This is a genomic window from Salipiger bermudensis (genome assembly GCF_020171625.1).
Taxonomy (GTDB): domain Bacteria; phylum Pseudomonadota; class Alphaproteobacteria; order Rhodobacterales; family Rhodobacteraceae; genus Salipiger; species Salipiger bermudensis_B.
The window spans coordinates 312,565-336,718 of record NZ_JAIUZY010000004.1 but is presented as its reverse complement, the minus strand read 5'-3'; the positions used below and the strand labels follow the sequence as shown (position 1 = coordinate 336,718).

Annotated in this window: 23 protein-coding genes and 1 tRNA gene; 6 read left to right on the top strand and 18 right to left on the bottom strand. The window is 67.5% G+C overall.

Annotation, left to right across the window (positions count from 1 at the left end):
• Position 1: 1 nt before the first annotated feature.
• The 7 genes from LCM15_RS08145 to LCM15_RS08115 form a co-directional block, all read right to left on the bottom strand.
• On the bottom strand, positions 2–946 hold the full coding sequence (locus LCM15_RS08145; protein WP_224855258.1) for a LysR family transcriptional regulator: 945 nt from the start codon (positions 944–946) through the stop codon (positions 2–4).
• 92 nt (positions 947–1,038) lie between these two features.
• Positions 1,039–2,409: an FAD-dependent oxidoreductase gene (locus LCM15_RS08140; protein ID WP_224855256.1), complete on the bottom strand. Its 1,371-nt coding sequence runs from the start codon at positions 2,407–2,409 to the stop codon at positions 1,039–1,041.
• Positions 2,402–3,268 (bottom strand): isocitrate lyase/PEP mutase family protein, encoded by an 867-nt coding sequence (locus LCM15_RS08135; protein ID WP_224855254.1) that lies wholly within the window; start codon positions 3,266–3,268, stop codon positions 2,402–2,404. Before LCM15_RS08135 ends, LCM15_RS08140 begins: the two co-directional genes overlap by 8 nt.
• Entirely contained in the window at positions 3,265–3,882 is a 618-nt protein-coding gene (locus tag LCM15_RS08130) for a cysteine hydrolase family protein (RefSeq protein ID WP_224855253.1), read from the bottom strand. The genes LCM15_RS08135 and LCM15_RS08130 overlap by 4 nt, the downstream gene beginning before the upstream one ends.
• Positions 3,883–3,885: 3 nt before the next feature.
• The gene (locus LCM15_RS08125; RefSeq protein WP_224855251.1) at positions 3,886–5,946 is read right to left on the bottom strand and encodes a hydantoinase/oxoprolinase family protein; all 2,061 of its coding nucleotides are present in this window, start codon (positions 5,944–5,946) and stop codon (positions 3,886–3,888) included.
• Positions 5,943–7,637 (bottom strand): hydantoinase B/oxoprolinase family protein, encoded by a 1,695-nt coding sequence (locus LCM15_RS08120; protein ID WP_224855249.1) that lies wholly within the window; start codon positions 7,635–7,637, stop codon positions 5,943–5,945. The genes LCM15_RS08125 and LCM15_RS08120 overlap by 4 nt, the downstream gene beginning before the upstream one ends.
• Positions 7,637–8,194: a tautomerase family protein gene (locus tag LCM15_RS08115; RefSeq protein WP_224855247.1), complete on the bottom strand. Its 558-nt coding sequence runs from the start codon at positions 8,192–8,194 to the stop codon at positions 7,637–7,639. Before LCM15_RS08115 ends, LCM15_RS08120 begins: the two co-directional genes overlap by 1 nt.
• 117 nt (positions 8,195–8,311) lie before the next feature.
• On the opposite strand from LCM15_RS08115, the gene LCM15_RS08110 reads away from it, so the two are divergent.
• The 6 genes from LCM15_RS08110 to LCM15_RS08085 all read left to right on the top strand — a co-directional run bounded on the left by LCM15_RS08110 (position 8,312) and on the right by LCM15_RS08085 (position 14,025).
• Positions 8,312–9,118, top strand: coding sequence for a GntR family transcriptional regulator (locus LCM15_RS08110; RefSeq protein ID WP_224855245.1), 807 nt, complete (start codon positions 8,312–8,314; stop codon positions 9,116–9,118).
• Positions 9,118–10,509 (top strand): 3-isopropylmalate dehydratase large subunit, encoded by a 1,392-nt coding sequence (gene leuC, locus LCM15_RS08105; RefSeq protein ID WP_224855243.1) that lies wholly within the window; start codon positions 9,118–9,120, stop codon positions 10,507–10,509. The genes LCM15_RS08110 and leuC overlap by 1 nt, the downstream gene beginning before the upstream one ends.
• On the top strand, positions 10,509–11,093 hold the full coding sequence (gene leuD, locus LCM15_RS08100; protein ID WP_224855241.1) for a 3-isopropylmalate dehydratase small subunit: 585 nt from the start codon (positions 10,509–10,511) through the stop codon (positions 11,091–11,093). The genes leuC and leuD overlap by 1 nt, the downstream gene beginning before the upstream one ends.
• Before the next feature lie 55 nt (positions 11,094–11,148).
• Positions 11,149–12,150, top strand: a complete 1,002-nt coding sequence (gene dctP / locus LCM15_RS08095) for a TRAP transporter substrate-binding protein DctP (protein WP_224855239.1) — start codon at positions 11,149–11,151, stop codon at positions 12,148–12,150.
• A gap of 61 nt (positions 12,151–12,211) precedes the next feature.
• Positions 12,212–12,718, top strand: coding sequence for a TRAP transporter small permease (locus tag LCM15_RS08090; protein ID WP_224855237.1), 507 nt, complete (start codon positions 12,212–12,214; stop codon positions 12,716–12,718).
• Positions 12,718–14,025 carry a TRAP transporter large permease gene (locus tag LCM15_RS08085; protein ID WP_224855716.1) on the top strand — a complete coding sequence of 436 codons (1,308 nt, stop codon included), beginning with the start codon at positions 12,718–12,720 and terminating at the stop codon, positions 14,023–14,025. Before LCM15_RS08090 ends, LCM15_RS08085 begins: the two co-directional genes overlap by 1 nt.
• Before the next feature lie 117 nt (positions 14,026–14,142).
• On the opposite strand, the gene LCM15_RS08080 is transcribed toward LCM15_RS08085, so the two are convergent.
• From LCM15_RS08080 to LCM15_RS08030, 11 genes are all read right to left on the bottom strand, one after another.
• Positions 14,143–14,757 carry a glutathione S-transferase family protein gene (locus LCM15_RS08080; protein ID WP_224855235.1) on the bottom strand — a complete coding sequence of 205 codons (615 nt, stop codon included), beginning with the start codon at positions 14,755–14,757 and terminating at the stop codon, positions 14,143–14,145.
• Positions 14,758–14,920: 163 nt separating this feature from the next.
• Positions 14,921–14,997, bottom strand: a tRNA-Met gene (locus LCM15_RS08075).
• Positions 14,998–15,188: 191 nt separating this feature from the next.
• Entirely contained in the window at positions 15,189–16,499 is a 1,311-nt protein-coding gene (locus tag LCM15_RS08070) for an ATPase (RefSeq protein ID WP_224855233.1), read from the bottom strand.
• 121 nt (positions 16,500–16,620) lie between these two features.
• Positions 16,621–17,301, bottom strand: a complete 681-nt coding sequence (locus LCM15_RS08065; protein WP_224855231.1) for an SGNH/GDSL hydrolase family protein — start codon at positions 17,299–17,301, stop codon at positions 16,621–16,623.
• A gap of 44 nt (positions 17,302–17,345) precedes the next feature.
• Positions 17,346–17,843, bottom strand: coding sequence for a prepilin peptidase (locus tag LCM15_RS08060; RefSeq protein WP_224855229.1), 498 nt, complete (start codon positions 17,841–17,843; stop codon positions 17,346–17,348).
• A 4-nt stretch (positions 17,844–17,847) separates the two neighbouring features.
• Positions 17,848–18,708, bottom strand: a complete 861-nt coding sequence (locus LCM15_RS08055; RefSeq protein ID WP_224855227.1) for a tetratricopeptide repeat protein — start codon at positions 18,706–18,708, stop codon at positions 17,848–17,850.
• Between the two features lie 30 nt (positions 18,709–18,738).
• Entirely contained in the window at positions 18,739–19,296 is a 558-nt protein-coding gene (locus LCM15_RS08050) for a tetratricopeptide repeat protein (protein ID WP_224855225.1), read from the bottom strand.
• Positions 19,297–19,316: 20 nt separating this feature from the next.
• On the bottom strand, positions 19,317–20,288 hold the full coding sequence (locus LCM15_RS08045) for a type II secretion system F family protein (protein ID WP_224855223.1): 972 nt from the start codon (positions 20,286–20,288) through the stop codon (positions 19,317–19,319).
• Positions 20,289–20,301: 13 nt separating this feature from the next.
• Positions 20,302–21,267: a type II secretion system F family protein gene (locus tag LCM15_RS08040; RefSeq protein WP_224855221.1), complete on the bottom strand. Its 966-nt coding sequence runs from the start codon at positions 21,265–21,267 to the stop codon at positions 20,302–20,304.
• A gap of 6 nt (positions 21,268–21,273) precedes the next feature.
• Entirely contained in the window at positions 21,274–22,737 is a 1,464-nt protein-coding gene (locus tag LCM15_RS08035; RefSeq protein ID WP_224855219.1) for a CpaF family protein, read from the bottom strand.
• 15 nt (positions 22,738–22,752) lie between these two features.
• Positions 22,753–23,985, bottom strand: coding sequence for an AAA family ATPase (locus tag LCM15_RS08030; RefSeq protein ID WP_224855217.1), 1,233 nt, complete (start codon positions 23,983–23,985; stop codon positions 22,753–22,755).
• Between the last annotated feature and the right edge of the window lie 169 nt (positions 23,986–24,154).

Sequence of the window (24,154 nt, the reverse complement as noted above, 5' to 3'; positions counted from 1 at the left end):
CTCAGCTCGGGTCGGTCCCGGCGGGCGGCGCGTCCATGCCCGGGATGCGGCTGTCCGAGATCTCCCGCGCGCAATGTTCCATGAAACTGCGCAAAAGCCGGGTCGGCTCCTGTCGGGCGACGTGGACGAGACCCAGCCGCAGCGGCTGCTGGTCGCCGGCGATGGGCACCCGCACCACCGCCCGCCCGTCAAGCGCGTGGCGAGATTTCGGACGGATATTCGCGATGGTGTAGCCGAAGCCGTTCGCGACCATGGTGCGGATCACATCCATCTGCTGCAGCCGCGCCGAAACCCGTGGCGTCAGCCCCGCCCGCGCGAAGAGCGAGAGGAAATAGTCGCGCGAGAGCGGCAGGTCGAGCAGGATCAGGTCGCGTGCGGCCAGCTCGTCCAGCGTCACCTCGGGCGCCTGTGCCAGAGGATCGGTCTCGGCCAGCATGGCAAACGGCGCCAGCCGGGCCAGCGGCGTGAAGCTGAAGCCGTCGGGCAGGTGCAGGTCATAGCTCAGCGCGAGGTCGAGCTCGGCGCGCTCCAGCCGGTGCAGCAGGCGTTCGTGATCGGCGACATCGGGCAGCACCTGCGCGCCGGGAAAGGCGGTGCTGAAGCTATGCGCGATGGCCGGAAGCACCATTGGCGCGAAGGTCAGCAGGCAGCCGAGCGACAGCGTCCCGGCCACCGTCTCGGATGCTTCGGAGGCGGTCTGGTAGAGCTTCTGCGCCTGATCGAGCAGCTGCTTGGCATCGACCAGCAGCGCGCGCCCCACGCGGGTCAGCGACAGCCCCTGCGCGTGCCGGCGCAGGAAAAGCTGCGCGCCAAGCTCGGCCTCGAGCTGCGAGATCGCCGCGGAGATCGAGGGCGGCGAGACATGGATGCGCTCCGCCGCAAGCGTGATCGACCCGGCTTCGGCGGTGGCGACGAAATATTCGATCTGGCGCAGCGTGTATCTCATGCCAGCGAGTCTTTCCCGGACGCCGGGGCAGGGCAAGCCGAAAGCGCGGCGCTGGGGGCCGGCCTCGTCGGACGCCTGCCTGATGTCGGGGCTCAGAGCGCAGCCGCCCCCGCCGCGCGGCCCAGCACCGCCGCTGCGAGCAATCCGTTGCCGGAAAGGTAGCCGCTGTCCCCTGCGCCCGAGACGCCGCAGGCAGCGCCGCCGGCGGCGAAGAGGTTGGGGAAGGGGGCGCCATCTGTCGCCATGACCCGTCCGCTGCCATCGGTCACGAGCCCGCCCTGGGTGTGAAACAGCGCCCCGGTGACGCGGACCGCGCAATAGGGCGGCGTCAGCCGGGTTTCGCCCCAGAGCCGGCCGAAGCGGTCGGTTCCGCCGGGCGTGATCGCGCTCATCTCTGCGTGCAAGGCGTCGGGGGGCAGATCGAGCTGTGCTGCTAGGTCTTCGAGCGTATCGGCACTGCGCACCGCGCCCTGCGCCTCGGCATTGCGGAAATCCTCGAATTGGCGCGCGATGCCGGCGATGCGGGCGTCGAAGATCGTCACCGCCTCGCGACCGGGCTGGGCCAGCACCACGCGCGCCGCCTCGGAGTAACCCTGTGCCTCGTTCCAGAAGCGCTTTCCGTTGCGATTCACCTGAATGCCGCCCTCGGTGATGGTGGCCCATGTGATCAGGATACCATGCGGATGCGCCACGTTGCCGTGGCCTTGATAGGCGCCAAGATGCCGCGTACCGGCTCCGAGTGTCGCGCCCCAGTCGAGAGCCTCGCCGCGGTTGCCCTCGTGGCCGAACCACAGCGCGTCCGAAATCGCGGGCATGTGGGCGGCGACCTTGTCGCGGCTCCCGCCGAAGCCGTTGCAGGCCAGCACCAGCTTGGTGCAGCCTACGGTCTCGAGCGTGCCGTCCGGCGCCCGCAGCCCGGCGCCGGTGACGGTGTGGCCCTCATGATAGAGAATCTCGGCCCGGCGTCCGCAGAGCAGGTCGATGCCCTGCGCCTCGACGGTGGCGCACAGCCGGTCGACCAGTTCGGCGCCCGAGCGGCTCGGCAGGCCGTGCATCCGTCGCCGTGAATGGCCGGGATAGTCGAAATCGCTCACCACCGAAAAGGGCAGGCCGTAGCGCTGTGCCAGCCAGTCGATCACCCCCGCTGAGCCCTCCGCCAGCGCCGCGACCAGCGCGGGATCGTTCTCGCCCTTGGCCTTGGCCTTGGCCTGGATGTCGGCGGCGAAGCGCGCCGCGTCATCGGCGATCCCGGCCTCGGCCTGCAGCGCGGTGCCGGCCGCAGGGATCAGCCCGGCCGAAAGCGCCGTTGAGCCCTTCGGCACCGGGTCGGCCTCGATCACGAGCACCTCCTGCCCGGCTTCGTGGGCCGCCAGCGCCGCGATCAGGCCGCAGGCCCCGGCGCCGACGATCAGTGTTTCGACCTCGATGTCGAAGGCATCGGGAGTGGGGGCGACCTCAGCCATCGCGGGGTTCCCACTTCTGTCCCGAGGCCAGCATCTCGGGCGTGCCGATGACCTCGTTCAGCCCGTCGAAATCAAACATCCGCGCGCCGAAAGGCCGGTTCGAGCCGTTGGCGTGCAGGCTGGCGTAGTAGTCCTGCGCGGTGCGCGCCAGCGCCCGCACGATGCCGCCGGGAAAGATCACGATGGAAAAGCCCATCGCCTCGAGATCGCGGGCGTTCGAGATCGGCGTGAAGCCTCCCTCGACCATGTTGGCGAGCAGCGGAATGCGCTTGCCGAAGGTCTCGCCGACCAGCTTCAGCTCCTCGCCCGAGCGCGGTGCCTCGATGAAGAGCGCGTCGGCGCCGGCCTCGATATAGGCCTCGGCCCGGGCCATGGCGGCGTCGATGCCCTCCACCGCGATGGCGTCGGTGCGGGCGATGATCAGCGTCTCGTCGCTGGCGCGGGCATCGGCCATGGCGGCGATCTTTCCGGCCATCTCGGCCGAGGGGATCAGCGACTTGTCCTTCAGGTGGCCGCAGCGCTTGGGATAGGTCTGGTCCTCGACCTGCAGCGCGGCGGCGCCGGCGCGCTCATAGGCGCGTAGGGTACGCTGGGCGTTGAGCGCGTTCCCGAATCCGGTGTCGGCGTCGATGATTACCGGCACATCGATGCGGTCGGCGATCAGAGCCATCGTGTCGGCCATCTCGCTGGCGGTGGTCAGCCCGATATCGGGCCTGCCGAGCCGGGTATAGGCGACCGCGGCGCCGGAGAGGTAGACCGCCTCGAACCCGGCCTGCTGCGCCAGCGCGGCGGTGAGCCCGTCATAGACGCCGGGGGCGACGAGGATCTCGGGGGCGTTGAGCCGCGCGCGCAGGCTCATGACAGCGCCTCCAGCTCGGCGATGACCTCGGCGCAGCTCTTCTGGGTGCCGAGCGAGCCAAGCGAGACCAGAGTGGCGTCATGCACCTCGGAGCGGAACGCGGCACAGCCATCGGTCAGCAGGATCGTGTCGACATTGCGCAGATGCGCGTCGCGCAACGTCGAGGCGACGCCGCCATTGGTGACGATCCCGCCGATGATCAGCGTATCGATCCCCAGTGCCCGCAGGATGTATTCCAGCCGGCTCTGGTAGAAGGCGGAATAGGCCACCTTTTCGACGGTGTAGTCGGCGGGGGCCAGCGTCTCGACCAGCTGGTGACCGAACTTGCCGGGCGCGAAATCGCCCTTGCCGAGGAACGGGCGCAGTTCCTTGAGATGCGGCGCGATCAGCGGCTCGTCCCCGGGGCCAGGGACCAGCGTGAACTGGGCGCTGATATAGGTGCCGCCCCTTGCGCGAAGCGCGTCGCGCAGCGGCGCGATGCGCTCGGGCAGGGCGGCGATGGGCTTTGCGGACTGGCCAGCGCGGCCATAGGCGCCCTCGGGGTGGAGGAAGTCGTTCTGCAGGTCGATGGTCAGCAGAGCGGTGCGTGTCGGGTCGATCGGTCCGTGAGCCATGGGTCAGGTCCTCGTGATGATGGTGTTGCCATAGGCGTCGACCCGGCCCGTCAGGCCCGGATCGAGCAGCACGGTGGTGTCGGCCTGCTCGAGGATCGCCGGGCCCTCGATCACGGCGCCGACCGGCAGTGCGAGCCGGTCGTAGATCGTGGTCTCGTGCCAGGCGGTGCCGAAATGCACCTGCCGCGTGCCCTTGCGCGCCGCCTCGGTGCTGCCGCCCTGCGGCGCCAGCGTGGCGAGGTCGAATTTCGGTCGCTTGCCGATCACCGCACTGCGCAGGTTGATCACCCGCTGCACGCCACCGGGCAGCGTGCGGCCATAGGCGGAACGATACGCCGCCTCGAAGGCCTCGGCGACCTGCGCGGCGGTGGGCGGGGTGACGGCGCCATCCTCGACACGCACATCAAGCGCCACCGGCACGGTGTGCGTCTGCCCGAGATAGGCCATGTCGAGCTCGAAGCGCAGCTCGCGGGCCTCGAAGCGGGTGGCGGCGGCGTCGAGCATGGCGCTGCCCTTGTCGGCGTGGTCCTGCATGAAGTGCCCGAGCGCCTCGCGGTCGAGGGTCGAGACGGTGGCGTTGATGGTCTGCACGAAATCGTGGCGCATGTCGGCGATGACGCAGCCCATGGCCGAGGTCACGCCCGGGTAGCGCGGCACGATGGCACTGCCGAGCCCGACATCGGCGAGCATCGCGCCGGTGTGGAGCGCGCCGCCGCCGCCGAAGGGCATGAAGGCAAAGCGCTTCGGGTCGAAGCCACGCTCGATGGAGACGAGGCGGATCGCACCGGCCATGCGCGAGTTGGCGACCGTCAGGATCGCCTCGGCGGCCTCGGTGCTTGACAGGCCGAGCGGTGTGCCCACATGCGCGTCGATGGCGCGGGCGGCGGCCTCCACATCGAGCCGCTCGAGCTTGCCGCCGATCGGATTTTCGGGATCGATGCGGCCCAGCACCACGTTGGCGTCGGTCACCGTGGGGCGGGTGTTGCCCTGCCCATACGCCACCGGGCCGGGGGTGGAGCCGGCGCTTTCCGGCCCGATGTTGAGCAGCCCGCCCTTGTCGACCCAGGCAATCGAGCCGCCGCCGGCGCCGATGGTGGTGATCTCGATCATCGGGGCGCGCACCGTCATGCCGAAATCGACGGAGGTCTCGGGCGCCAGCATCGACTGGCCGCCGGCGATCAGTGACACGTCGAAGGAGGTGCCGCCCATGTCGCCGGTGATGATGTCGGGAAAGCCGGCTTCGGTAGCGATATGGGCCGCCGCGATCACCCCCGCCGCCGGACCCGACAGCGCGGTGCGCACCGGCAGGCGACAGGCGGTGTCGACATCCATCACGCCGCCGTTCGACTGCACGATGAGGAACTCGGAGCCGAAGCCGCCGTTGCGAAGGGCAGTGTCGAGCCGATCGAGATAGCCCGACACCTCGGGCTGGAGGTAGGCGTTGAGCGCTGTGGTCGAGAAACGCTCGTATTCGCGGATCTCGGGCAGGATCTCGGACGAGGCCGAGACATGCGCGTTGGGCCAGATCTCGCGCAGCGCGGCGACCGCCTTGGCCTCGTTGCCGGGGTTGGCGTAGCTGTTGGCAAACAGCACCGCCACCGCCTGCGCGCCGGCCTCGATGAGCTGCCGTCCCGCCGCGCGCACCGCGTCGAGATCGACCTCGGTGCGGATGCTGCCGTCGGCCAGCGTGCGCTCGGGCACCTCGAGGCGCAGCTCGCGCGGCACCACGGGCTCGAACTCGCCGCGCAGGCCCCAGGTGCGGGGCCGGTCGCGGCGGCGCATCTCGAGCACGTCGCGCAGGCCCTCGGTGGTGATGACGCCGATGCGCGCGCCCTTGCGCTCGAGCAGGGCGTTGGTGCCGGCGGTGGTGCCGTGGATCACCGCCTGCACGGTCGAGAGGTCGGCGACCTGCCGGCCAATGCCGTCGAGAAAGCCGCCCGACTGATCGGGTCGCGTGGTCGGCACCTTGGCGACGCGGGCGGTGCCCGCCGCCTCATCGACCACGAAGACATCCGTGAAGGTGCCGCCCACGTCGACGCCGATGACCTGAGACCGGTCCGTCATGCCCGCACCTCCTTCCACTTGGGTCCGTAAATCCTGTCCGCCTCGGCCGCGCTGAGGAAGCCCTTGGCCACGTCGCCTGCCACCTTCTCGGGGGCGCGGTCTTCGGGGGCGCCGTAGCCGCCGCCGCCCGGCGTCTCGAGCCGTACGGACTGGCCCTGCGTCAGCTGGATGCCGCGCATCTTGGAGGCCAGCGGCGGGCTGTCCCAGCCCGCGTCGGTCTGGTACTCGAAATGGTTCAACGCCGCCTCTCCGCCGCCCGAGACGCCCTTGGGCGCGAAGCGGCCGCGTTCGCCGAAGAGGAACACCTCGGCGCCGTTCTCTTCCAGCACCTCGATCTCGTAGACAGCGCCGAGCCCGCCGCGATGCTGGCCTGGGCCGGCGCTGTCGGGGCGCAGCGCCCATTGCCGGAACATCACCGGATAGGCGGCCTCGAGGATTTCCATCGGCGGGATCGTCGCGGTCGAGATCGGCGCGTTGCCGTGGTTCAGCCCGTCCGACTCGGGCGAGCCGCCATGGCCGCCGCCATAGAACGAGAACATCACCCACGGGCTGCCGTTCGAGCGCCGCCCGGCGATGGCGAGCGCGTTGATCGTGCCGTAGGCATTGGCGACCACCCGCTCGGGCGCGGCCTGCGCGGCGGCAGAGAAGATCACGTCGATCATCCGCATGATGGTCTCGGTGTAGCCACCCACGGGCGCGGGAAATTCGGCCGCCAGCAGCGAGCCCTCGGGAATGCGCACGTCGATCGGGCGCATGACGCCGGCATTGGCGGGCACGTCCGGGAAGATGTGCTTGATCGCCACATAGGCGGTCGCCACGGCTGTGGGCAGGGCGATGTTGACCGGGCCCTGACAGCGCGGGGCGGTGCCGGTGAAATCGAGCACCATTTGTTCGCCCTTGATCTCCAGCGCCACCCTGATCGGCAGCGCTTCGTCGGTGATGCCGTCGTTGTCGAGGAAATCCTCGGCTTCCCAGCGCCCGTCGGGCAGGGTGGCGAGCTCGGCCCGCATCAGGGTCTCGGCCCGGTCCGACAGCGCCGTGAGCGCCGCCGCGACGGTGCCGCCGCCATACTCGCCCAGCAGCTCGCCCATGCGCCTGACGCCAAGGTCCAGCGCGCCGAGCTGGCCGTTGAGATCGCCCTCGGCGGATTGCGGCAGGCGGGTGTTGCGCATCAGGATGTCGATGACGTCCTGATTGATCTCACCCTTGCGGGCCAGCCGCACGGGGGGCAGCACGAAGGCCTCCTGAAAGGCATCCTTGGCAGCGGGGTTGTAGTTGCCCGGTGCGCCGCCGCCGAGGTCGTGCCAGTGCCCGACCGACGCCAGCCAGCAGAACAGCTTGCCGTCGTGGTAATAGGGCCGGATCACCCGCATGTCATTGAGATGGGTGCCACCGAGATGGGCGTCGTTGAAGATGAAGATGTCGCCGTCCTCGGCGCTGTCGCCGAACTTGTCGATCACCGCCTTCACCGCGAAGGACATCACGCCGACAAAGATGGGCAGGCCCGACTTGCCCTGCACCAGCGTGTCGCCGGTGGTGGCGTGGTAGATGCCGTGGCTGGCGTCATGGGCCTCGGCGATGATCGGGTTGAAAGCCGAGCGGAACAGCGTCGCGTCCATCTCGTCGGCGATCTGCTCCATGCGGCCGGAGAGAACCGCCAGCGTGATCGGGTCGATTTCGGGGCCGGGCATCAGGGGCGCTCCTCTGCGATGTCGTTCCAGACGTCCTGTCTGGTGATGAGGCCGTCGGTCAGCTCGAAGCGGTCGATGAACCGGATGCCCTCGAACGGCGTACCGTCGGGCCATTCGCCTTGGAGCGTGCCTGCGACGTAAACGGCCGAGCGTCCGGACGCGGCGGCGAGCTCGACGCTTTCGATGGTCTTCCTGACGAAGCGGTAGCGCGGGCGCGACCAGTCGATCAGCGCATCCAGCGTGGTCATCGGGGCGGCACTTGGGAAGCGCATGGTGAAGCCCTCGCCAAGCCGGGCGCGCGCGGCGTCGAGCGCGCCGTCTTCCATCTCGGCAAGGTAGCCGCGCACGATGGCGCAGGGATCGGGCAGGGCGGGGGCCGGGCTGCGGCGGACCCGTCCGCGCATGTAATCCTCGCCCGAATGCTCCGAGATCATCACCGTGACCGCGTCGGCTGGTGCGGCGATCACCGAGCTGATCGCGTCGGTGACGGCTTCGCCAAGACGGCGCTTGGTGTCACCGTCATAGCCTTCGATGAGATGCATCTGCACGATCGGCATAAGAAGTGCCTCCTGTTTGACCTGTATTTTTTATAAGACAGATTTTGACGATCAGAAAAGACAAATTTATTGATTTTGTAAAATCATTGCGTAGGCTCGGGCCTTCAGGAGTAGAAAATGACTGATCAGCACCGCCAGACATTGCCGGAAGGGGGCAAGGCCCGCAGGGTCTATCTCCTCCTGCGCGACGATATCCTTTCGGGCGTGCATGGCGCAGGCGCGGTTCTCGCGGGGGAGCAGAAGCTTGCCGAGATGCACGGGGTCAGCCGGGTGACGATTCGACGGGCGCTCGACGCACTCGACGAGGACGGCCTGATCGAGCGCCGCGCCGGCAGCGGCACGCGGGTCCGCGAAGCCGTGCAGCCCAAGACCATGTCGGCGGACATGGCGACGCTGATCCCGCAGATCGTCAAGATGGGCCAGCACAGCGCCCGGCTGCTGTCGTTCTCCTACGGCGCTGCGCCGGATCACGTGGCCGAGGCGATGGGGCTGGGGGCCGGCCACCGGGTGCAGCGCGCCGTGCGTGTGCGACTGGCAGGCGAGGCGCCGTTCTCGCATTTGACCACGTTCGTGCCTGAGGACATCGCGGTGAACTACTCCGAAGCCGATCTCGCCAACGTGCCGCTCTACCAGCTGCTCGAGCGCTCGGGCGTGCGGGTGTCGTCGGCCTCGCAGCGGGTCGGGGCGACGCTGGCCGGGCCGGACGTGGCCGAGGCGCTGGGCGTCTCGGTGGGCGCGGCGCTGTTGTCGCTGCGCCGGGTGGTCCGCGATGGCGAAGGCCGCGCGGTGGAATACCTCGCGGCGCTGTATCGGCCCGATCGCTTCGAGCTGGAAATGTCGCTCTCGCGGGTCGGCGAAAGCGCCACGCGCCACTGGGAGCCGGTGGTCGATCTGCCGTCGGGCGACACGGAGGGGCAGCCCTGATGGCGACGCTTCTCGACAAGCTCTGGTCGGCGCACGAGATCAAGGCCGAGCACGGCCAGTCGCTGCTCTGGGTCGACCGGCATCTGGTTCACGAGGGCTCGCACCACGCCTTTGCCAAGCTCGCCGAGCGCGGGCTCGAGGTGTCCGAGCCGGGGCTGACCTTCGGCGTCGCCGATCACTACGCGCCGACGCGCAACCGCGACCGCATCGAGGACCCGCAGGTCGCGGTGATGCTTGAGCGGCTCGAGGCCAATTGCAGCCGCCACGGCATCCGGCTCTTCGGGCTGCGCGATCCGCGGCAGGGCATCGTGCATGTCATCGGGCCGGAGCAGGGGCTGACCCTGCCGGGGCTGCTGATCAATTGTGGCGACAGCCACACGTCGACCCATGGTGCCTTCGGCGCGCTGGGATTCGGCATCGGCGCGACGCAGGTGGCACATGTGCTGGCCACCCAGACCGTCTGGCAGGCCAAGCCCCGCGCCATGCGCATCCGCTTTGAGGGGGAGGCGGGCCTTGCCGTGACCGCAAAGGACATGGCGCTGCACTGGGTCTCGCAACTCGGCACCGGCGGGGCCGCGGGGCACGCGGTGGAGTATGCCGGGTCGGCGGTGCGGGCGCTGTCGATGGAAGGCCGCATGACGCTGTGCAACCTCTCGATTGAGGGCGGTGCGCGCTTCGGTATGGTGGCCCCTGACGCGGTGACGCTGGCCTATGTGAAAGGCCGCCCGATGGCGCCTTCGGGTGCCGACTGGGACGCCGCCGAGGTCGATTGGCAGACGCTGCACAGCGATGCCGATGCCAGCTTCGATCGCGACGTGAGCTTCGACATGGCAGAGGTCGCCCCGACGGTGACGTGGGGCACGACGCCGGATCAGGCCCTGCCCATCGGCGCAAGCCTGCCCGATCCGGCGCGCCTTGACGCCACGCAGGCCGAGGCTGCGCGGGACGCGATGGACTACATGGGGCTGACGCCGGGCCGTCCGCTCGAGGGCACGCCGGTGGATCAGGTCTTTCTCGGATCCTGCACCAACGGCCGCATCGACGACCTGCGTGCCGCCGCCGCGGTGCTGCGTGGGCGCAAGGCCAAGGTGCCCGGGCTGGTCTCGCCGGGCTCGATGCTGGTCAAGCAGCAGGCCGAACAGGAGAGGCTCGACAAGGTCTTCATCGAGGCGGGGCTGGAATGGACCGGCTCCGGCTGCTCGATGTGCGTCGGCATGAACGGCGATCTCGTCGCCCCCGGCAAGCGCTGCGCCTCGTCGACCAACCGCAACTTCCGTGGCCGGCAGGGCAAGGGCGCGCGCACCCACCTGATGAGCCCGGCCATGGTCGCGGCTGCCGCCGTCACCGGCACACTCACCGACGTGCGGCCCTTGCTGGAGGGACGCGGCTGATGGCTGGCTGGACCACACACGAGGGCGAGGCGGTGGTGCTCGACCGCCGCGATGTCGACACCGATCAGCTGATTCCGGCGCGGTTCATGTCCGCCAGCCGGTCCGAGGGCTACGGCCGTTTCCTGCTGCACGATCTGCGAGAGGGCGACGCGGACTTCCCGCTCGACCGCCATCCCGGGGCGAGCGTGCTGATCGCGGGGCCGAATTTCGGCTGCGGCTCGTCGCGCGAAGCGGCGGTCTATGCGCTTGTCGATGCCGGCATCCGCGTTGTCGTGGCCGAGAGCTTTGCCGACATCTTCGCCGGCAACGCGGTGAACAACGGGCTGCTGCCGATCGCCACACCCGAGGCGGCGGCGCTGCGCGCGGCCATCGGGCGGGGTGCAGCGCCCGCCCGCGTCGATCTTGCCACCCGCCGTCTCAACGTGGCGGGGCAGGAGCTGGGCTTTGCGCTGTCCGAGACGGCGCAGGCCAAGCTGATCAATGGATGGGACGACGTCGACCTCACCCGTGCCCATGCGGGGGATATCCGGAACTTCCGCGACAGACGGAAGACCGATCACGCCTGGGCCTGGCCGTCAGCCTGACGCCGGGTCCGCTTTCAAATGCCGGGCGACCGGCACCTTACAGGGAGAGATTCTCATGAAGACGACCTTCTTCGCCAGTGCAGCCGCGATGCTGCTGGCGACAACGGCGCTGGCCGAAGACCGGCTTTCCGCCGTTCACGCCTTCCCCGAGACGCTGATCTACACGCAGAGCTTCCTGAGCTTCGTCGACAAGGTCAACGAGGCCGGCGAGGGCGTGGTGCAGATCGACGTGCGCGGCGGCCCCGAGGCCATCGGCATGTTCCAGCAGCCCGACGCGGTGCGCAACGGCGTGGTCGACATGGTCTACACCCCCGGTTCTTTCTACGCTGGCACCGTGCCCGAGAAGGACGCGCTGGTCACCGCCAACATCGCCGCCCCGGTGGCGCGCGAGAATGGCGGCCTCGACCTGATCGACGAGATCCATCAGGAGAAGATGGGCGTGAAGTACCTCGGCTGGTTCGACAGCGGTGTGTGCTACAATCTCTGGACCCGCGACGAGCCGAAGCTCGACGCCGAGGGCAACCTCGACGTCTCGGGGCTGAAGCTGCGCGGCAACGCGGTCTACAACGCCTTTTTCAGCGACTATCTTGGCGCGCAGGTGATCGACCTGCCGACCACCGATGTCTATTCCGGCCTCGAACGCGGGGTGGTGGATGCCACCGGCTGGACCCAGATCGGCCTCATCGACCTGAAGTGGAACGAGTTCCTCAACTACCGCATCGAGCCGTGCTTCTTCTCGACCGACCTCGGCGTGATCGTGAACCTCGACAAGTGGGAGAGCCTCTCGGACGAGTCGCGCCAGATCCTCACCGAGGTCGCCATCGCGCACGAGGCCGAGTCTGCCGCAGCCCTGGGCGAAAAGCGCGACGAGGATTTCGCCGCGCTGGAAGAGCAGGGCATGGAGGTCGTCACCCTCGAGGGCAAGGCGGCCGAGGATTACCTTGCCGCCGCGCGCGGCGAGACGCTCGAGCGTATGCAGGAGCTGATGAGCGCGCATCCCTCGGGCGCCGGCAACTACGACGCTCTGGTCGACCTGTTCTACGACGACGGCGAGTGACGCCTCCCCGGTGCGGCCCCGCTGCGGGCCGCGCCGCCTTCTTTCCTGAAAGGCAAGACTCATGCAGTCCCTGACACGGGCCTATGACAACGTGCTGACCGGCATGGCGATCCTCTCCGGTCTGCTGCTGCTTTGGATGATGGTCTCGATCATCGTCTCGGTGACCATGCGCAACCTCGGGCTGCAGCCCTTCGCGTGGCTGTTCACCTCGCTTGAATATGGCCTGCTCTACATGACCATGCTGGGTGCGCCGTGGCTGGTGCGCGAGAAGGGCCATGTGCATATCGAGCTCTTCACCGCCGGGCTGTCGCCCGCGGGGCAGCGCTTCGTGAGCCGTCTGGTCGCGGTGCTCTGCGTGCTGGTCTGCGCGGTGCTGGCATGGAAGGGCGTCGAGCTCGTGGCCAAGAACCTCTCGCGCAACGATTACGACGTGCGCGCCTACTACACGCCGAAATGGATCCTGACGCTGGCCTTCCCGATCAGCTTCGGCTTCATGGCGATCGAGTTTGCCCGGTTCACCTTCGGGCCCCGGATGCTGCTTTCGGGCGAGGCGGGGATCCACGAATGATGGAATGGTACTGGGCCATGGCCCTTCTGCTGGGCACGATCATGGGTCTCATGGCCCTCGGGATGCCCGTGGCGCTGGCGTTCCTCGCCTCCAACATCGTCGGGGCCTACGTGTTCATGGGCGGCATGAACGGCATCAGCCAGCTGCTCGACAACGGCTTCGGCGCGCTGACGCGGTTCTCGCTGGTGCCGATCCCGCTGTTTCTGCTGATGGGCGAGATCTTCTTCTATACCGGGCTGGGCGAGCGCATGTTCAATGCCATCGACCGCCTGCTCGGCCGGGTGCCGGGGCGGCTGTCCTACGTCACCGTGATCGGGGGCACCGGTTTCTCGACGCTGTCGGGCTCGTCGATGGGCTCGACCGCGCTGCTGGGCAGCCTGATGGTGCCCGAGATGAGCAAGCGCGGCTACAAGAAGCACATGTCCATCGGTCCGATCCTCGGCACCGGCGGCTTGGCGATCATCATCCCGCCCTCGGCACTGGCGGTGCTGCTGGCGACGCTGGCGCAGATCGACGTGGGCCAGCTGCTGCTCGCCGGCGTGATCCCGGGCGTGCTGCTGGCGGGGCTCTACATCGTGCTGATCTGGGCCCAGACGAGGATCGACCCCGAGGCCGCGCCGGCCTATGACGTCGCGCCGCTCGCGGGTCGCGAGAAGCTCAAGCTGATCGCCAAGGACATCCTGCCGATGATGTCGGTAATGGTGTTCACCGTCTGGGGCATGGTGGCCGGGGTCTTCACCCCCTCCGAGGCCGCCGCCTTCGGTGCGCTGGGGGTGCTGATCCTTGCGGTGATCTTCCGCTGCCTGAGCTTCGACGCGATGGTCAAGTCGGTGAAAGGCGCGCTGCGGGTGACGCTGATGGCCTATCTCATCGTCTTCGGCTCGGCCACGTTCAGCCAGCTTCTGGCGTTCTCGGGCGGCTCGCGCGGGCTGATCAACTGGGCCACCGGCTTCGAGCTGGCGCCGCTTGCGATGCTGGCGGTGATGTTCGGCGTGCTACTGATCCTGGGGATGTTCATGGAGCAGATCTCGATGATGCTGCTCACCGTGCCGATCTTCTTCCCGCTCGCGGCGCAGATGGGGTTCGATCCGATCTGGTTCGGCCTGATCATGCTGCTCGGACTCGAGATCAGCTTCACCACGCCGCCCTTCGGTCTGCTGCTCTTCGTGATGAAGGGCGTGGCGCCTCCGGGCACCACGATGCACCAGATCTACATGTCGGCGCTGCCCTTCATCGGCTGCTCGCTGCTTCTGGTGCTGATCCTCGTGGCCTTCCCCGGGCTGGCGCTCTGGCTGCCGGGGCTCTGAAACGGCCATTCTCACGCGCAAGACCCGCCCGGCCGGTCCGCAGACCCGCCGGGCGGTTTCGTTCTGAAAGAGGCTTCGGCGGACCGCGTGGGTACGGCCCGCGGGGCGTCTGCGCACTCAGGAGGGGAAGAAGGCCTCCGGCGACTTCATGCCCGGCAGCGCGCGCATCGCCTCGCTCCAGCGCCGCATCTTGGCGGAGGGGGCAACGCCGGCCTCGTCGAGCCACTGCACGTAGCCCCAGACGGCGCAATCCCCGATGCCCGGAGCCTCACCGTGCAGGAAGCGGGCCTCGCCCAGAAGCCGGTCGAAATTGGCCCGGTCGACCTCGAACCGCGCGGTGAGCCACGCGATCACATCGGCGGGAAGGCCGCCGCTGCCGGGGCGCCTCGCCTCCTTGAGTTGCGGCAGGCAAAGGCCGATGCGGTTGGCCTCCCACATCAGGATCTCGCGGCCACGGCGCAGGCCTTCGGAAGTGTCGCCGCCCAGCACCGCGTAGCGCTGCGCCAGCTCCATGAGGATCGCGCCTGACTGGAACACCGGCGTGCCGTCGATCACCAGAACCGGCACCTCGGCGAGGGGGCTCACGGCGAGAAACGCGGCCGGGCGGGTCTCGGGCGCGGCCCAGATGTCGATGCGCGTCGTGCGATGTGCAAGACCGGCCAGCGAGAGGGCCAGAGCGACCTTGCAGGCATGGCCGCTGTCGGGATGTCCGTAGAGATGAAGGTCGGTCATGGGCGCTCTTTGAGGCGATGGCGTGAAGGTGCGCGGACGCCCGGAGGAGTCAACATGCTTCTCCTGCACCGGGCGGCAAGACCGGCGAGGGCAGCCCCAATGATCGCGCTTTGTGAGACGCGTCCGGAGGGCGTTGAAGGGCTGTTTTGAAGCGAGGGGGATTTGGTAGCGGAGGAGGGACTTGAACCCCCGACACGCGGATTATGATTCCGCTGCTCTAACCAACTGAGCTACTCCGCCAAACCGTGGAGCGGTGGGTATGACAGGGGGGCTGACTCGTCAAGCGGAAAAAGGCGGTTTTTTCGTCGTTCGGCAAAATGTTTGCCCGGGCTCGGCGGCCGCTCCCTGCGCCAGCCTTGCGCGATGAAAAACGCCACCCCGAGGGCGGCGTCGGTGGGGGCTGACACTGCCGCCAGAATGCCTGGCTGCGTTCACTTGAGGATGGCCTCGTCCCTGACGAACATGTTCGACCACGCACGATCCACCAGCTCCTTGGTCATGCGGTAGGGCCAGCCTTCGAAATTGCAGATCGCGATCATCTGATCGATGAGAAACACCGGATGATAGTTGGCATAGACATTGTTGATCGTCGGATATTTGGACTGCAGCAGGTAGACCAAAGCCCCCTCGTCGAGCTCGAGCCGTTTCTTGCGCGCGACGAGTGCAAAGATCTTCAGGAAGTCCTGCTGGTTCGGGCCATCGATCTTGATCTTGAAGAAGATCCGGCGCAGCGCCGCCTGATCGAAGATCTCGTTAGGATGGAAGTTGGTCGAAAAGATCACCAGCGTGTCGAACGGCACCTCGAACTTCTCGCCTGATTGCAGCGCAAGGATGTCCTTGGATTCCTCGAGCGGCACGATCCATCGGTTGACCAGGGCCTGCGGCGGTTCTGCCTGTCGCCCGAGGTCGTCGACGATGAAGATGCCGCCGGTCGACTTGAGCTGCAGCGGCGCCTGATAGGTGCGGGCCGTGGGGTTGTAGACGAGGTCGAGCATGTTCAGCGACAGCTCGCCGCCGGTGATCACCGTTGGGCGGTCGCAGAGCACGTAGCGGCTGTCGAAGCGGCTGGTGCGGCGCAGCTGGGTGGGGTCGTCCTCTGCGACCTCGGCGGCGCTGTGCACGATGGGATCGTAGACCGAGATGACCTGACCGGAATACTCGATGGCGCGGGGCACATAGATCTTGTCCCCCAGCGCGTCGCGGATGCCGTTCGAGATCGACGACTTGCCGTTGCCGGGCGGGCCGTACATCAGGATCGACCGCCCCGAGCTCACCGCCGGGCCGAGATGCGAGATCAGCTCCTCGGGGAGCACGAGATGGCCCATGGCGCTCAGCAGCTGGGCGCGGGTGATCTGCAGGTTGCGGATCGACTGGCGCTTGACCTGCTCCCGGTAGCTCTCGAGCGTGACCGGCATGGCGCCGAAATACTCCGACTGCGACAACGCGTCGAGCGCGCGGGCCTTGCCGGACTCGGTCAGCTGGTAGCCCATCTCGTTGCCGTTCCTGCTCGACCTGAGTGTGCCCATCGCCTCGATCAGGCTCTGCGACCGGCCAAGGTCGATCAGCTCCTGCGTGATGCCGATCGGCAGGCAGAGCGCCTTGGCAAGCGCGCTCACGGTGTTGGTGTTCTTACGGAACAGGGTCTTCAGCGCGATGTCGCGCATGAAGATCTGGGGCAGCTTCATCTCGTCCAGCCGCTTGCGCGCGGGCGGTGCCAGAACGGCGCTTGGTTCCATGTTCATCTGCGAAGGCCCCCTCGGAAGTGTCGCCCGAGAAGAAGCGCCCGCTTTGTGGCAACAGCTTGGCCGGGCTTGGGAATTGCAGCGGCGTCTCGCGGGAGGGCGCAATTGCCGGTGCGGTCGTTCAGGGGCGCGGGGCGTCCTCGATCACGGCGGCGATCCGTTCGGCGATGGCGCGGCTACCCTTGGGCGAGGGGTGGATGAGGTCGGGACCGTGAAAAGAGCGGTCGCCCTCGGGCACGAGATCGGCGAGCGAGACATGGGTGACGCCGGGATCGAGATCGGCGAGCCGGGCGAGGCGGCGCTCGAAGCGGTCGCCGATGTCGCGGCAGCCGTCGATCAGCGACCAGCGGCCGGGGCTGCGCAGGTAGCCGGGATAGACCACGCGCGCGCCGGTCGCGCGCAGCGCGGCCACAAGCTCGGGGATCACGCCGCCGCGGCCATCTGCCGAGATCATCCGCTCGAGGCGGGTCTCGCAAAGCGCGCAGGCGCAGCCGAAGAGCAGGTCGTTGCCGCCGCCGTTCAGCACCACCCAGTCCCACGGGCGGGCGCGGAACTGCGCCGCGATGCGCAACCCGGCGCTGCCGGTGAGGGGGAAGACATAGATCATCCGCGCGCCCGGCACCGAGCGGTCGATGACCTCCTCGCCAAGCAGGCTCTCGAGCCCGTCGCCCACCGACTGGCCGGTGCCGCGATGGGTGGCGAGCATCGAGTCGCCCATCATCAGGATGCGGGCATCGCTGCCGGGCGCGATGCGCTCGCCGCAGGCGGCGAGCAAGGCGAGGCAGAGGAGGCGAAGGGGCATGGCGTCGCATCTCGCGCAAGGAGCGCCAGCCGATCCGGCGCCCGCTACTTGCCGTAGAGTATGCCGAAGATCAGGTAGATCGCCAACGTGCCGCCGAGCGCCACGCCCATCGGGAAGCGCTTACCGCTCGACCAGCTCTCCCAATGAGGGGCGAGGCGGCGCAGCGGGGTCAGCTTGGCGATGCGATGCGCGATGAAGGCGGCGAGCGTCACCGCCGCCCCGAGCGCCAGCAGAAAGCGCAGGTCGCCCACGTGGACGAAGGGCGCCGCCGCGGCGATGAACTTGGCGTCGCCCGCGCCCATGACGCCGCCGGCGTTGAGCGCGACCCCCGCCACCAGCGCAATGCCGAAATGCGCGTAGCGCCAGAGATAGGCGTCGAAGGGCAGCACGAAGAGCCCCACCACGGCATAGACCAGCAGCAGCGCCAGGTTGGCCTGGTTGGTGATCCGCATCTCACGCATGTCGGTGAAGCAGACATAAAGACAGATCGGCAGCACGAACGGCGCGAACCATGTCGCGGCGGCGGCGGAAATCGACAGCATCGGCTCAGTTCGTGACCGTCGGTTCCAGCGCCGCGAGCGCCGTGGCGGCGGCGTCGAAATGCTGGGGATGAGTCTCGATCGCGTCCTCGAGCAGGCCCTTGCCGATGCGCACGTCGCCGCGCTTGATCGCCGAAAGACCCAGCGTGTGCAGAAGCTCGGCGCGCTCGACCTGGGTCATCTGCATGACCGGCAGGCTGTAGTTGCCCTGGGCGCCGCGGGCCAGCACGAGGTTGTTCTTGGCGGTGAACAAGGTGGGATCGTGGCGCAGGGTCTCGTAGAAGAGCTTTTCGGCACCGGAATAGTCGCCGCGCGACAGCTTGGAATAGCCCCAGTTGTTCAGCACCGAGGCCGGCTTGGTGGTCAGGCCCACCGCGGTCTCGTAGAAGCTGTCGGCCTTGTCCCAGTTCTGGTTGGCGTCCGCGATCATCGCCTCGAGCCGGTAGCGCTTGTAGCTCTCGTGCGTCGGCGGGATCGAGTTCAGGGTCTGCTCGGCCCGGTCCCAGTCGTTGTTGCGGATCAGCGCGTCGGCCAGCGCCACCCGGTCATCATTGGTGCTGTCCGCATGGTCCACGACCTTGGCCCAGGCGATGGTGGCTTCCTGATTGCGCTTGGCGCGCACCAGCGAGGCGGCGAGGCCGCGCATCAGGTCGATGCGGCCCGGGTCCATGCTTTCGGCACGTTGGAAATAGACCACCGCCTCGGCCGGGTCGGCGGCCTTGAGCATGACATCGTTGAGGCCGGTCCCGTCGACGGCGTTCAGGCCGGTGAACTCGCGGTCGACGGCGTCCTTGTCGATGGTCTTTTCACATGCGGATAGTCCGAACACCCCTGCTGCGCAGAGGGTCGCAAGGATGGGGTGGCGCATTGTTGCGTCCTTTTTGCTGCTCTTGCCTCGTCAGTCGATCGACCGGATGAGGTAGCTGCCGCTGCCCCGGCGGACCAACTTGTAGTCTTCTTGCCTCGGCGCACCATAGCTTGCGGCGTCCATTTTTGCGAGCGCCAAGCGCAGATTGTCCCGAATTGCGTCACTTTCGCCATTGTCGAGCGCGTAGGCGCGGCGGAACACCTCGGACGCTTCGGCAGTCTCGCCGCGCTCCATCAGGACCACGCCGAGGTTGTTCCAGGCCTCGGACCAGTCCGGCTCTTCCTCGACAGCCTGCCGCAGCAGGGCCTCGGACTGGTTGAGCCGGCCGAGCCCGAGATTGGCGGTGCCGAGCGAGCTCAGCACCTCGGCGGTCAGTCCGTGGCTGGCGGCGGCGCGGGTGAAGGCCTCGAGCGCGAGCTCGTACTGCCCGGCCTGCATCAGCCGGTGGCCGACGACCAGCCCGTCCACCGCCTCGCCACGCGGGTCGAGGGTGGGGGCGTAGATCTGGCCCTCGGGAAGGACGCGGTCACCCGACGCGCAGGCGGCCAGCATCAGAACTGTCAGGCAGGCGGTCAGGCCTTGGCGCATGGCGTCCCCGTTGCGCGGTCCTAGAAGCCGAGGCTTCCGAGCTTGGTGATGTTCACGATCGACGGGCCGACCAGAATGATCAGCAGCGGCGGCACGGTGAGCATCATAGTCGTGAGCGTCATTTTTGTCGGCAGCTTGTTGGCCTTTTCCTCGGCGCGCATGACTCTTTTGTCACGCATCTCGCTGGCGTAGATGCGCAGCGCGTCGGCGATCGAGGTGCCAAAGGTCGAGGCCTGATTGAGCACGGTGACGAAGGACGACACGTCGGCCACGCCGCAGCGCTCGCCCATGTCGTTGAGCACCGAGGCCTTGTCCTTGCCGGCCTTCATCTCGTGGCTGATGATCTCGAACTCGTCGGCCAGCGCCGCGTAGGAGGCGCGCATCTCCTTCGAGACCCGCACGATCGACTGGTCGAGGGACTGGCCGGCCTCGACGCAGACCAGCATCATGTCGAGTGCATCGGGAAAGCCTTCCTCGATCTGCTTCTTGCGTTCCTCGACTCGCTTGGTGATCCAGTACTTCGGGGCGAGATAGCCGAGCGCACCGGGCAGGATGATATACATCAGCTTCTGCTGCATCGTGCTCTCGGGGCCGTCGACGACCATCAGGTAGTAGGTCAGGCCAGCCACCAGAAGCCCGACCCCCAGCACCATCTGCGCAAGGTAGTAGATTCGCACGGCGTCGCGGCTGCGGTAACCCGCCTGCAGCAGCTTCATGCGCACCTCGCCAAGCTCCTTGTCGCTCTTGGGTTCGAGATACTGGGCGTATTTGTTCAGCTTGGCGTTCTTGCGCTTGTCGCGCAGGATCGCCCGGGTTTCGGCGTCGACCCGGTCGCGGCCGGACTTGGTGAGCCTGTCCATCGGGTCGGGCTTGCTCACGAGCATCAGCGGGATCGCCGCGACGATCAGCAGGAAGGCGAGGCCGGCCACCACCATGAGCGGACCCGCCGGGCCGAGCATGTCGGTGATCATGATGCTGAGCGTTTCGATCATCGGGACAGACCTCTCAGACCTTGATGTTCACGAGCATACGCATGACCATCAGGTTCAGCGCCAGAAACACCGCGACGACAAAGCAGGCCGGAACGAACCACGGGTGGTCGAGAACCTCGTCGTAGTAATGCGGATCGGTCAGCTGGATCACCAGCAGCACGCCGACCGGGAAGCCCGACAGGAACTTGCCCGACCACTGCGCCTCGGCGGTGATTGCCTTGACCCTGCGGAACAGCCGGAAGCGGGCGCGGATCACCTTGGCGAGACCTTCGAGGATCTCGGCGAGGTTGCCGCCCGATTGCTGTTGGATCGACACCGCCACCGCGAGGAAGCGCAGATCCTGCATGTCGAGGCGCTCGGCCATGTGCTTGAGGCTTTCGCCGATGTCGCGGCCATAGGTGTTCTCATCGGCGATCACGCCGAACTCGGTGGCCAAGGGGTCCTTGATTTCCTTCGAGACCACCGTGATGGCCGAGCTGAACGGATGGCCCACGCGCAGCGAGCGCACCATCAGCTCCACCGCGTCGGGCAACTGCTCCTCGATCAGGGCGAGGCGTTTCTTGGCCTTGCCGTTGACCCACATGAACACGCCGCCCACGCCCATGCCGATCGCGAACATCACCCGCACGCCGAGCCCGGCCTCGGTGCCGATGCTGAGGGCGACGAAGGCAAAGGCGCTCACGCCGGCCATCATCGCGATGAGCTGGTTCGGGGTGAAGGCCAGCGCGGCCTTCTGGGCGCGATCCGCAAGCAGGGAGTAGAGCGGCAGGCCGCTGCTCTTCATGTGCTGGTCCATCTCCTTGCGGAGCTTGGCGAGCACCTCCTCGCGGTTGCTGTGCTTGTCGAGCATCTCGAGCCGGCGGTTGACCTTGCTGTTGAGGCTGATCGACTTGCCGAAGGCCACGAGATAGACGCCTTCGACCAGCACGAGCACGCCGACGAAGATCAGGCCATAGATGATCAGTTCTGCCGAAAACATGACAGGTTACTCCGGACGGAAGGGTTCGTAGATCGACGGCGGGACGTCGTAGCCCCACATCTTGAAGCGTTCCGAGAAATGGCTGCGCACGCCTGTCGCGGTGAAATGGCCGATGATCTTGTTGTCCGGGGTCAGGCCGACGCGCTGGTAGCGGAAGATCTCCTGCATCGAGATCACGTCGCCTTCCATGCCGGTGATCTCGGTGATCGAGGTCATCCGGCGCGAGCCGTCCTGCAGGCGCGAGGCCTGCACGATGAGGTTGACCGCCGAGGAAATCTGGCTCCGCATGGCCTTGAGCGGCATCTCGACGCCGGACATCGCGATCATGTTCTCCATCCGCGAGATGCCGTCGCGCGGGTTGTTGGCGTGGATCGTGGTCATCGAGCCGTCATGGCCGGTGTTCATCGCCTGCAGCATGTCGATGACCTCCTCGCCACGGGTCTCGCCCACGATGATGCGGTCGGGACGCATCCGCAGCGCGTTCTTGAGACAGTCACGCGGGGTCACCGCGCCCTTGCCCTCGACGTTGGGCGGGCGGCTTTCCATGCGGCCCACGTGGCTCTGCTGCAGCTGGAGTTCCGCGGTGTCCTCGATGGTCAGGATGCGCTCGCTGTCGTCGATGAACGAGGACAGCGCGTTGAGGGTGGTGGTCTTGCCCGAGCCCGTCCCGCCCGAAACGATCACGTTGAGCCGGGTCGCGACCGCCGCCTGCAGGTAGACCGCCATCTCGTCGGTGAAGGCGCCGTACTGGATCAGGTCGTCGATCGACAGCTTGTCCTTCTTGAACTTCCGGATCGAGACGAGCGAGCCGTCCACCGCGATCGGCGGCACCATGGCGTTGAAGCGCGAGCCGTCGGGGAGGCGGGCGTCGACATAGGGGTTCGACTCGTCGACCCGGCGACCCACCGCCGAGACGATCTTGTCGATGATCCGCATCAGGTGGCGTTCGTCCTTGAAGGCGACATCCGACACCTGCAGCTTGCCGTCGCGCTCGACGAAGATCTGGTGCGGGCCGTTCACGAGGATGTCCGAGACGGTCTCGTCCTTCAGCAGGGATTCCAGCGGGCCGAGGCCCTTGACCTCGTCATAAAGCTCCTGATTGAGGGTCTGCCGGTCCTCGCGGTTGAGCACGAGGCCCTTGTCCTGCAGCGTCTCGGCGACGATAGCGCTGATTTCCTCGCGCAGCTCCTTCTCGCTGGCCTGATCGATGGCCGCGAGGTTGAGGTTGTCGAGCAGCACCCGGTGCATCTCGAGCTTGATGTCGCCGAGACGCTCCTTGCGCTTTTTCTCGCGGTCCTGCGGGGTGACCTCGGCGGGCCGGACGCGCGGCGTGCGCGGCGGGGTGGCCGGCGTCGTCGGCGCCTTGGTCCGGGCGGCCTGTGGGGCAGGGGAGGTGGCGGCGGGCGCCTCGGCCACGTCGACAGCCGGCGCCGCGCCCTTCGCCGAGGGCCTCTTGTAACGTGAGAACATGTGTCAGATTCCTGCTCAGGCGGCTTCGGCTTCGGACTGGCCGATGCTGTAGAGCTCGGCGGCCAGCTTCGCGATATCCTTGCGCAGCGGGTTCTTGTGCGCGTGCTGCGCCAGCGTCAGCCCGTGATCGTTGGCCTGCCCGACAAGGCGCCCGCCATCGGGCAGTTGCACGTCGACGCGGATGCCGAGGCTTTCGGACATGCGCCGCACCCGGCTCTTGCCCTGAAGGTCGGTGAATTTCGGCGCCCGGTTGAGGGTGAAACGCAGCTTGTCGAAGGGCAGATCCTCGGCCTGCATGGCGCGCTTCAGCCGCAGGGTGTTCTGGGCCGAGCGCATGTCGAGGTCGATCACCGCGAAACAGACCTGCGCCTCGGTGAGCACCGTGTCTGTCCATTGCACCAGCGCGCCCGGCATGTCGACGACGACGTAGTCGAAATGCTCGCGCGCCACGTCGAGGACCCGTTTCACTTCGTCCGGACCGATCAGGTCGAGCGGAACGAGGTCGGCGGGAGAGGTCAGGACCTGAAGCTTGTCCTCGAAGCTCACCAGCGCCTGGCCGAAGCTCTCACCGTCCATGGCGTGAACGTCGCTCAGCATCTCGAGCACCGCTTCGCGGCGGGGCAGGTCGAGATAGGTGGCAACCGAGCCGAACTGCAGGCCGAGATCGAGCAGGCAGACCCGCGGCGCGCGCTCCTTGGCCACGTTGGCCAGCTCCCACGCGAGATTGACCGCAAGGGTGGTGGCGCCGCAGCCGCCGCACAGGCCCTGCACCGCGATCAGCACACCGTCGCCGTCGCCCGAGAGCTTCACCCGCGGCTCAGTGACCGTGGCCACCTCCGTCGCGCGGCGCATTCGCTCGATCGCCGAGGCCAGCTCGCGCTCCGGCAGCGGGTAGGGCACGAACTCGTCCGCGCCGCTGCGCAGAAGCTGGTGCAGCGATGCCGGTGTCACGTCCTCGGCGATCAGCACGACCCGGATGCCGCAGGCCTTCGCGCCGCAGATGATCTCGGAGAGCACGCCGAGGTTTTCCTCGTCCTCCCCGTCGATCGCGATGGCGAAGAACTCGAGATCCTGCGAGTCGGGCTGTCCGAGAAAGGCCAGCGCCTCGCCGAAGCCAAGATCGCCCCAGCCCTCGCCAAGCAGCGCTTCCATATCCTCGATGAGAAGGTCGAAATTCTGCACGTTCCGGCTGATCGTGCAGGCGACGATCGGGCTCGGGTTACTCTTTACAGCGGTCATACTCGTCATTCGCCAGTCATCCTGTGCCGTCTCCGGAACACCCGGCGCAGCAGGTCAGACAGCACACATGCCTGTTCCCGGGGCCGGGGTGCTGCTCCGACTCGGTCGGCACAGCGCTCCCATTGACGGTAAATTCACCCAGAATGTAGGCGACATTGGGGCCGAAAAGCCGAAATTG

Bases quoted from the DNA above. Each gene is read 5' to 3' on its own strand.
- LCM15_RS08140 (WP_224855256.1), bottom strand. From the start codon at position 2,409: ATGGCTGAGGTCGCCCCCACTCCCGATGCCTTCGACATCGAGGTCGAA.
- LCM15_RS08045 (WP_224855223.1), bottom strand. From the start codon at position 20,288: ATGATCGAAACGCTCAGCATCATGATCACCGACATGCTCGGCCCGGCG.
- LCM15_RS08110 (WP_224855245.1), top strand. From the start codon at position 8,312: ATGACTGATCAGCACCGCCAGACATTGCCGGAAGGGGGCAAGGCCCGC.
- LCM15_RS08145 (WP_224855258.1), bottom strand. From the start codon at position 946: ATGAGATACACGCTGCGCCAGATCGAATATTTCGTCGCCACCGCCGAA.
- LCM15_RS08040 (WP_224855221.1), bottom strand. From the start codon at position 21,267: ATGTTTTCGGCAGAACTGATCATCTATGGCCTGATCTTCGTCGGCGTG.
- LCM15_RS08115 (WP_224855247.1), bottom strand. From the start codon at position 8,194: ATGCCGATCGTGCAGATGCATCTCATCGAAGGCTATGACGGTGACACC.
- LCM15_RS08055 (WP_224855227.1), bottom strand. From the start codon at position 18,708: ATGCGCCACCCCATCCTTGCGACCCTCTGCGCAGCAGGGGTGTTCGGA.
- LCM15_RS08030 (WP_224855217.1), bottom strand. From the start codon at position 23,985: ATGACGAGTATGACCGCTGTAAAGAGTAACCCGAGCCCGATCGTCGCC.
- leuC (WP_224855243.1), top strand. From the start codon at position 9,118: ATGGCGACGCTTCTCGACAAGCTCTGGTCGGCGCACGAGATCAAGGCC.
- LCM15_RS08085 (WP_224855716.1), top strand. From the start codon at position 12,718: ATGGAATGGTACTGGGCCATGGCCCTTCTGCTGGGCACGATCATGGGT.
- LCM15_RS08120 (WP_224855249.1), bottom strand. From the start codon at position 7,637: ATGCCCGGCCCCGAAATCGACCCGATCACGCTGGCGGTTCTCTCCGGC.
- LCM15_RS08080 (WP_224855235.1), bottom strand. From the start codon at position 14,757: ATGACCGACCTTCATCTCTACGGACATCCCGACAGCGGCCATGCCTGC.
- LCM15_RS08060 (WP_224855229.1), bottom strand. From the start codon at position 17,843: ATGCTGTCGATTTCCGCCGCCGCCGCGACATGGTTCGCGCCGTTCGTG.
- LCM15_RS08125 (WP_224855251.1), bottom strand. From the start codon at position 5,946: ATGACGGACCGGTCTCAGGTCATCGGCGTCGACGTGGGCGGCACCTTC.
- LCM15_RS08035 (WP_224855219.1), bottom strand. From the start codon at position 22,737: ATGTTCTCACGTTACAAGAGGCCCTCGGCGAAGGGCGCGGCGCCGGCT.
- LCM15_RS08090 (WP_224855237.1), top strand. From the start codon at position 12,212: ATGCAGTCCCTGACACGGGCCTATGACAACGTGCTGACCGGCATGGCG.
- LCM15_RS08050 (WP_224855225.1), bottom strand. From the start codon at position 19,296: ATGCGCCAAGGCCTGACCGCCTGCCTGACAGTTCTGATGCTGGCCGCC.
- LCM15_RS08070 (WP_224855233.1), bottom strand. From the start codon at position 16,499: ATGAACATGGAACCAAGCGCCGTTCTGGCACCGCCCGCGCGCAAGCGG.
- LCM15_RS08130 (WP_224855253.1), bottom strand. From the start codon at position 3,882: ATGGCTCACGGACCGATCGACCCGACACGCACCGCTCTGCTGACCATC.
- LCM15_RS08135 (WP_224855254.1), bottom strand. From the start codon at position 3,268: ATGAGCCTGCGCGCGCGGCTCAACGCCCCCGAGATCCTCGTCGCCCCC.
- dctP (WP_224855239.1), top strand. From the start codon at position 11,149: ATGAAGACGACCTTCTTCGCCAGTGCAGCCGCGATGCTGCTGGCGACA.
- leuD (WP_224855241.1), top strand. From the start codon at position 10,509: ATGGCTGGCTGGACCACACACGAGGGCGAGGCGGTGGTGCTCGACCGC.
- LCM15_RS08065 (WP_224855231.1), bottom strand. From the start codon at position 17,301: ATGCCCCTTCGCCTCCTCTGCCTCGCCTTGCTCGCCGCCTGCGGCGAG.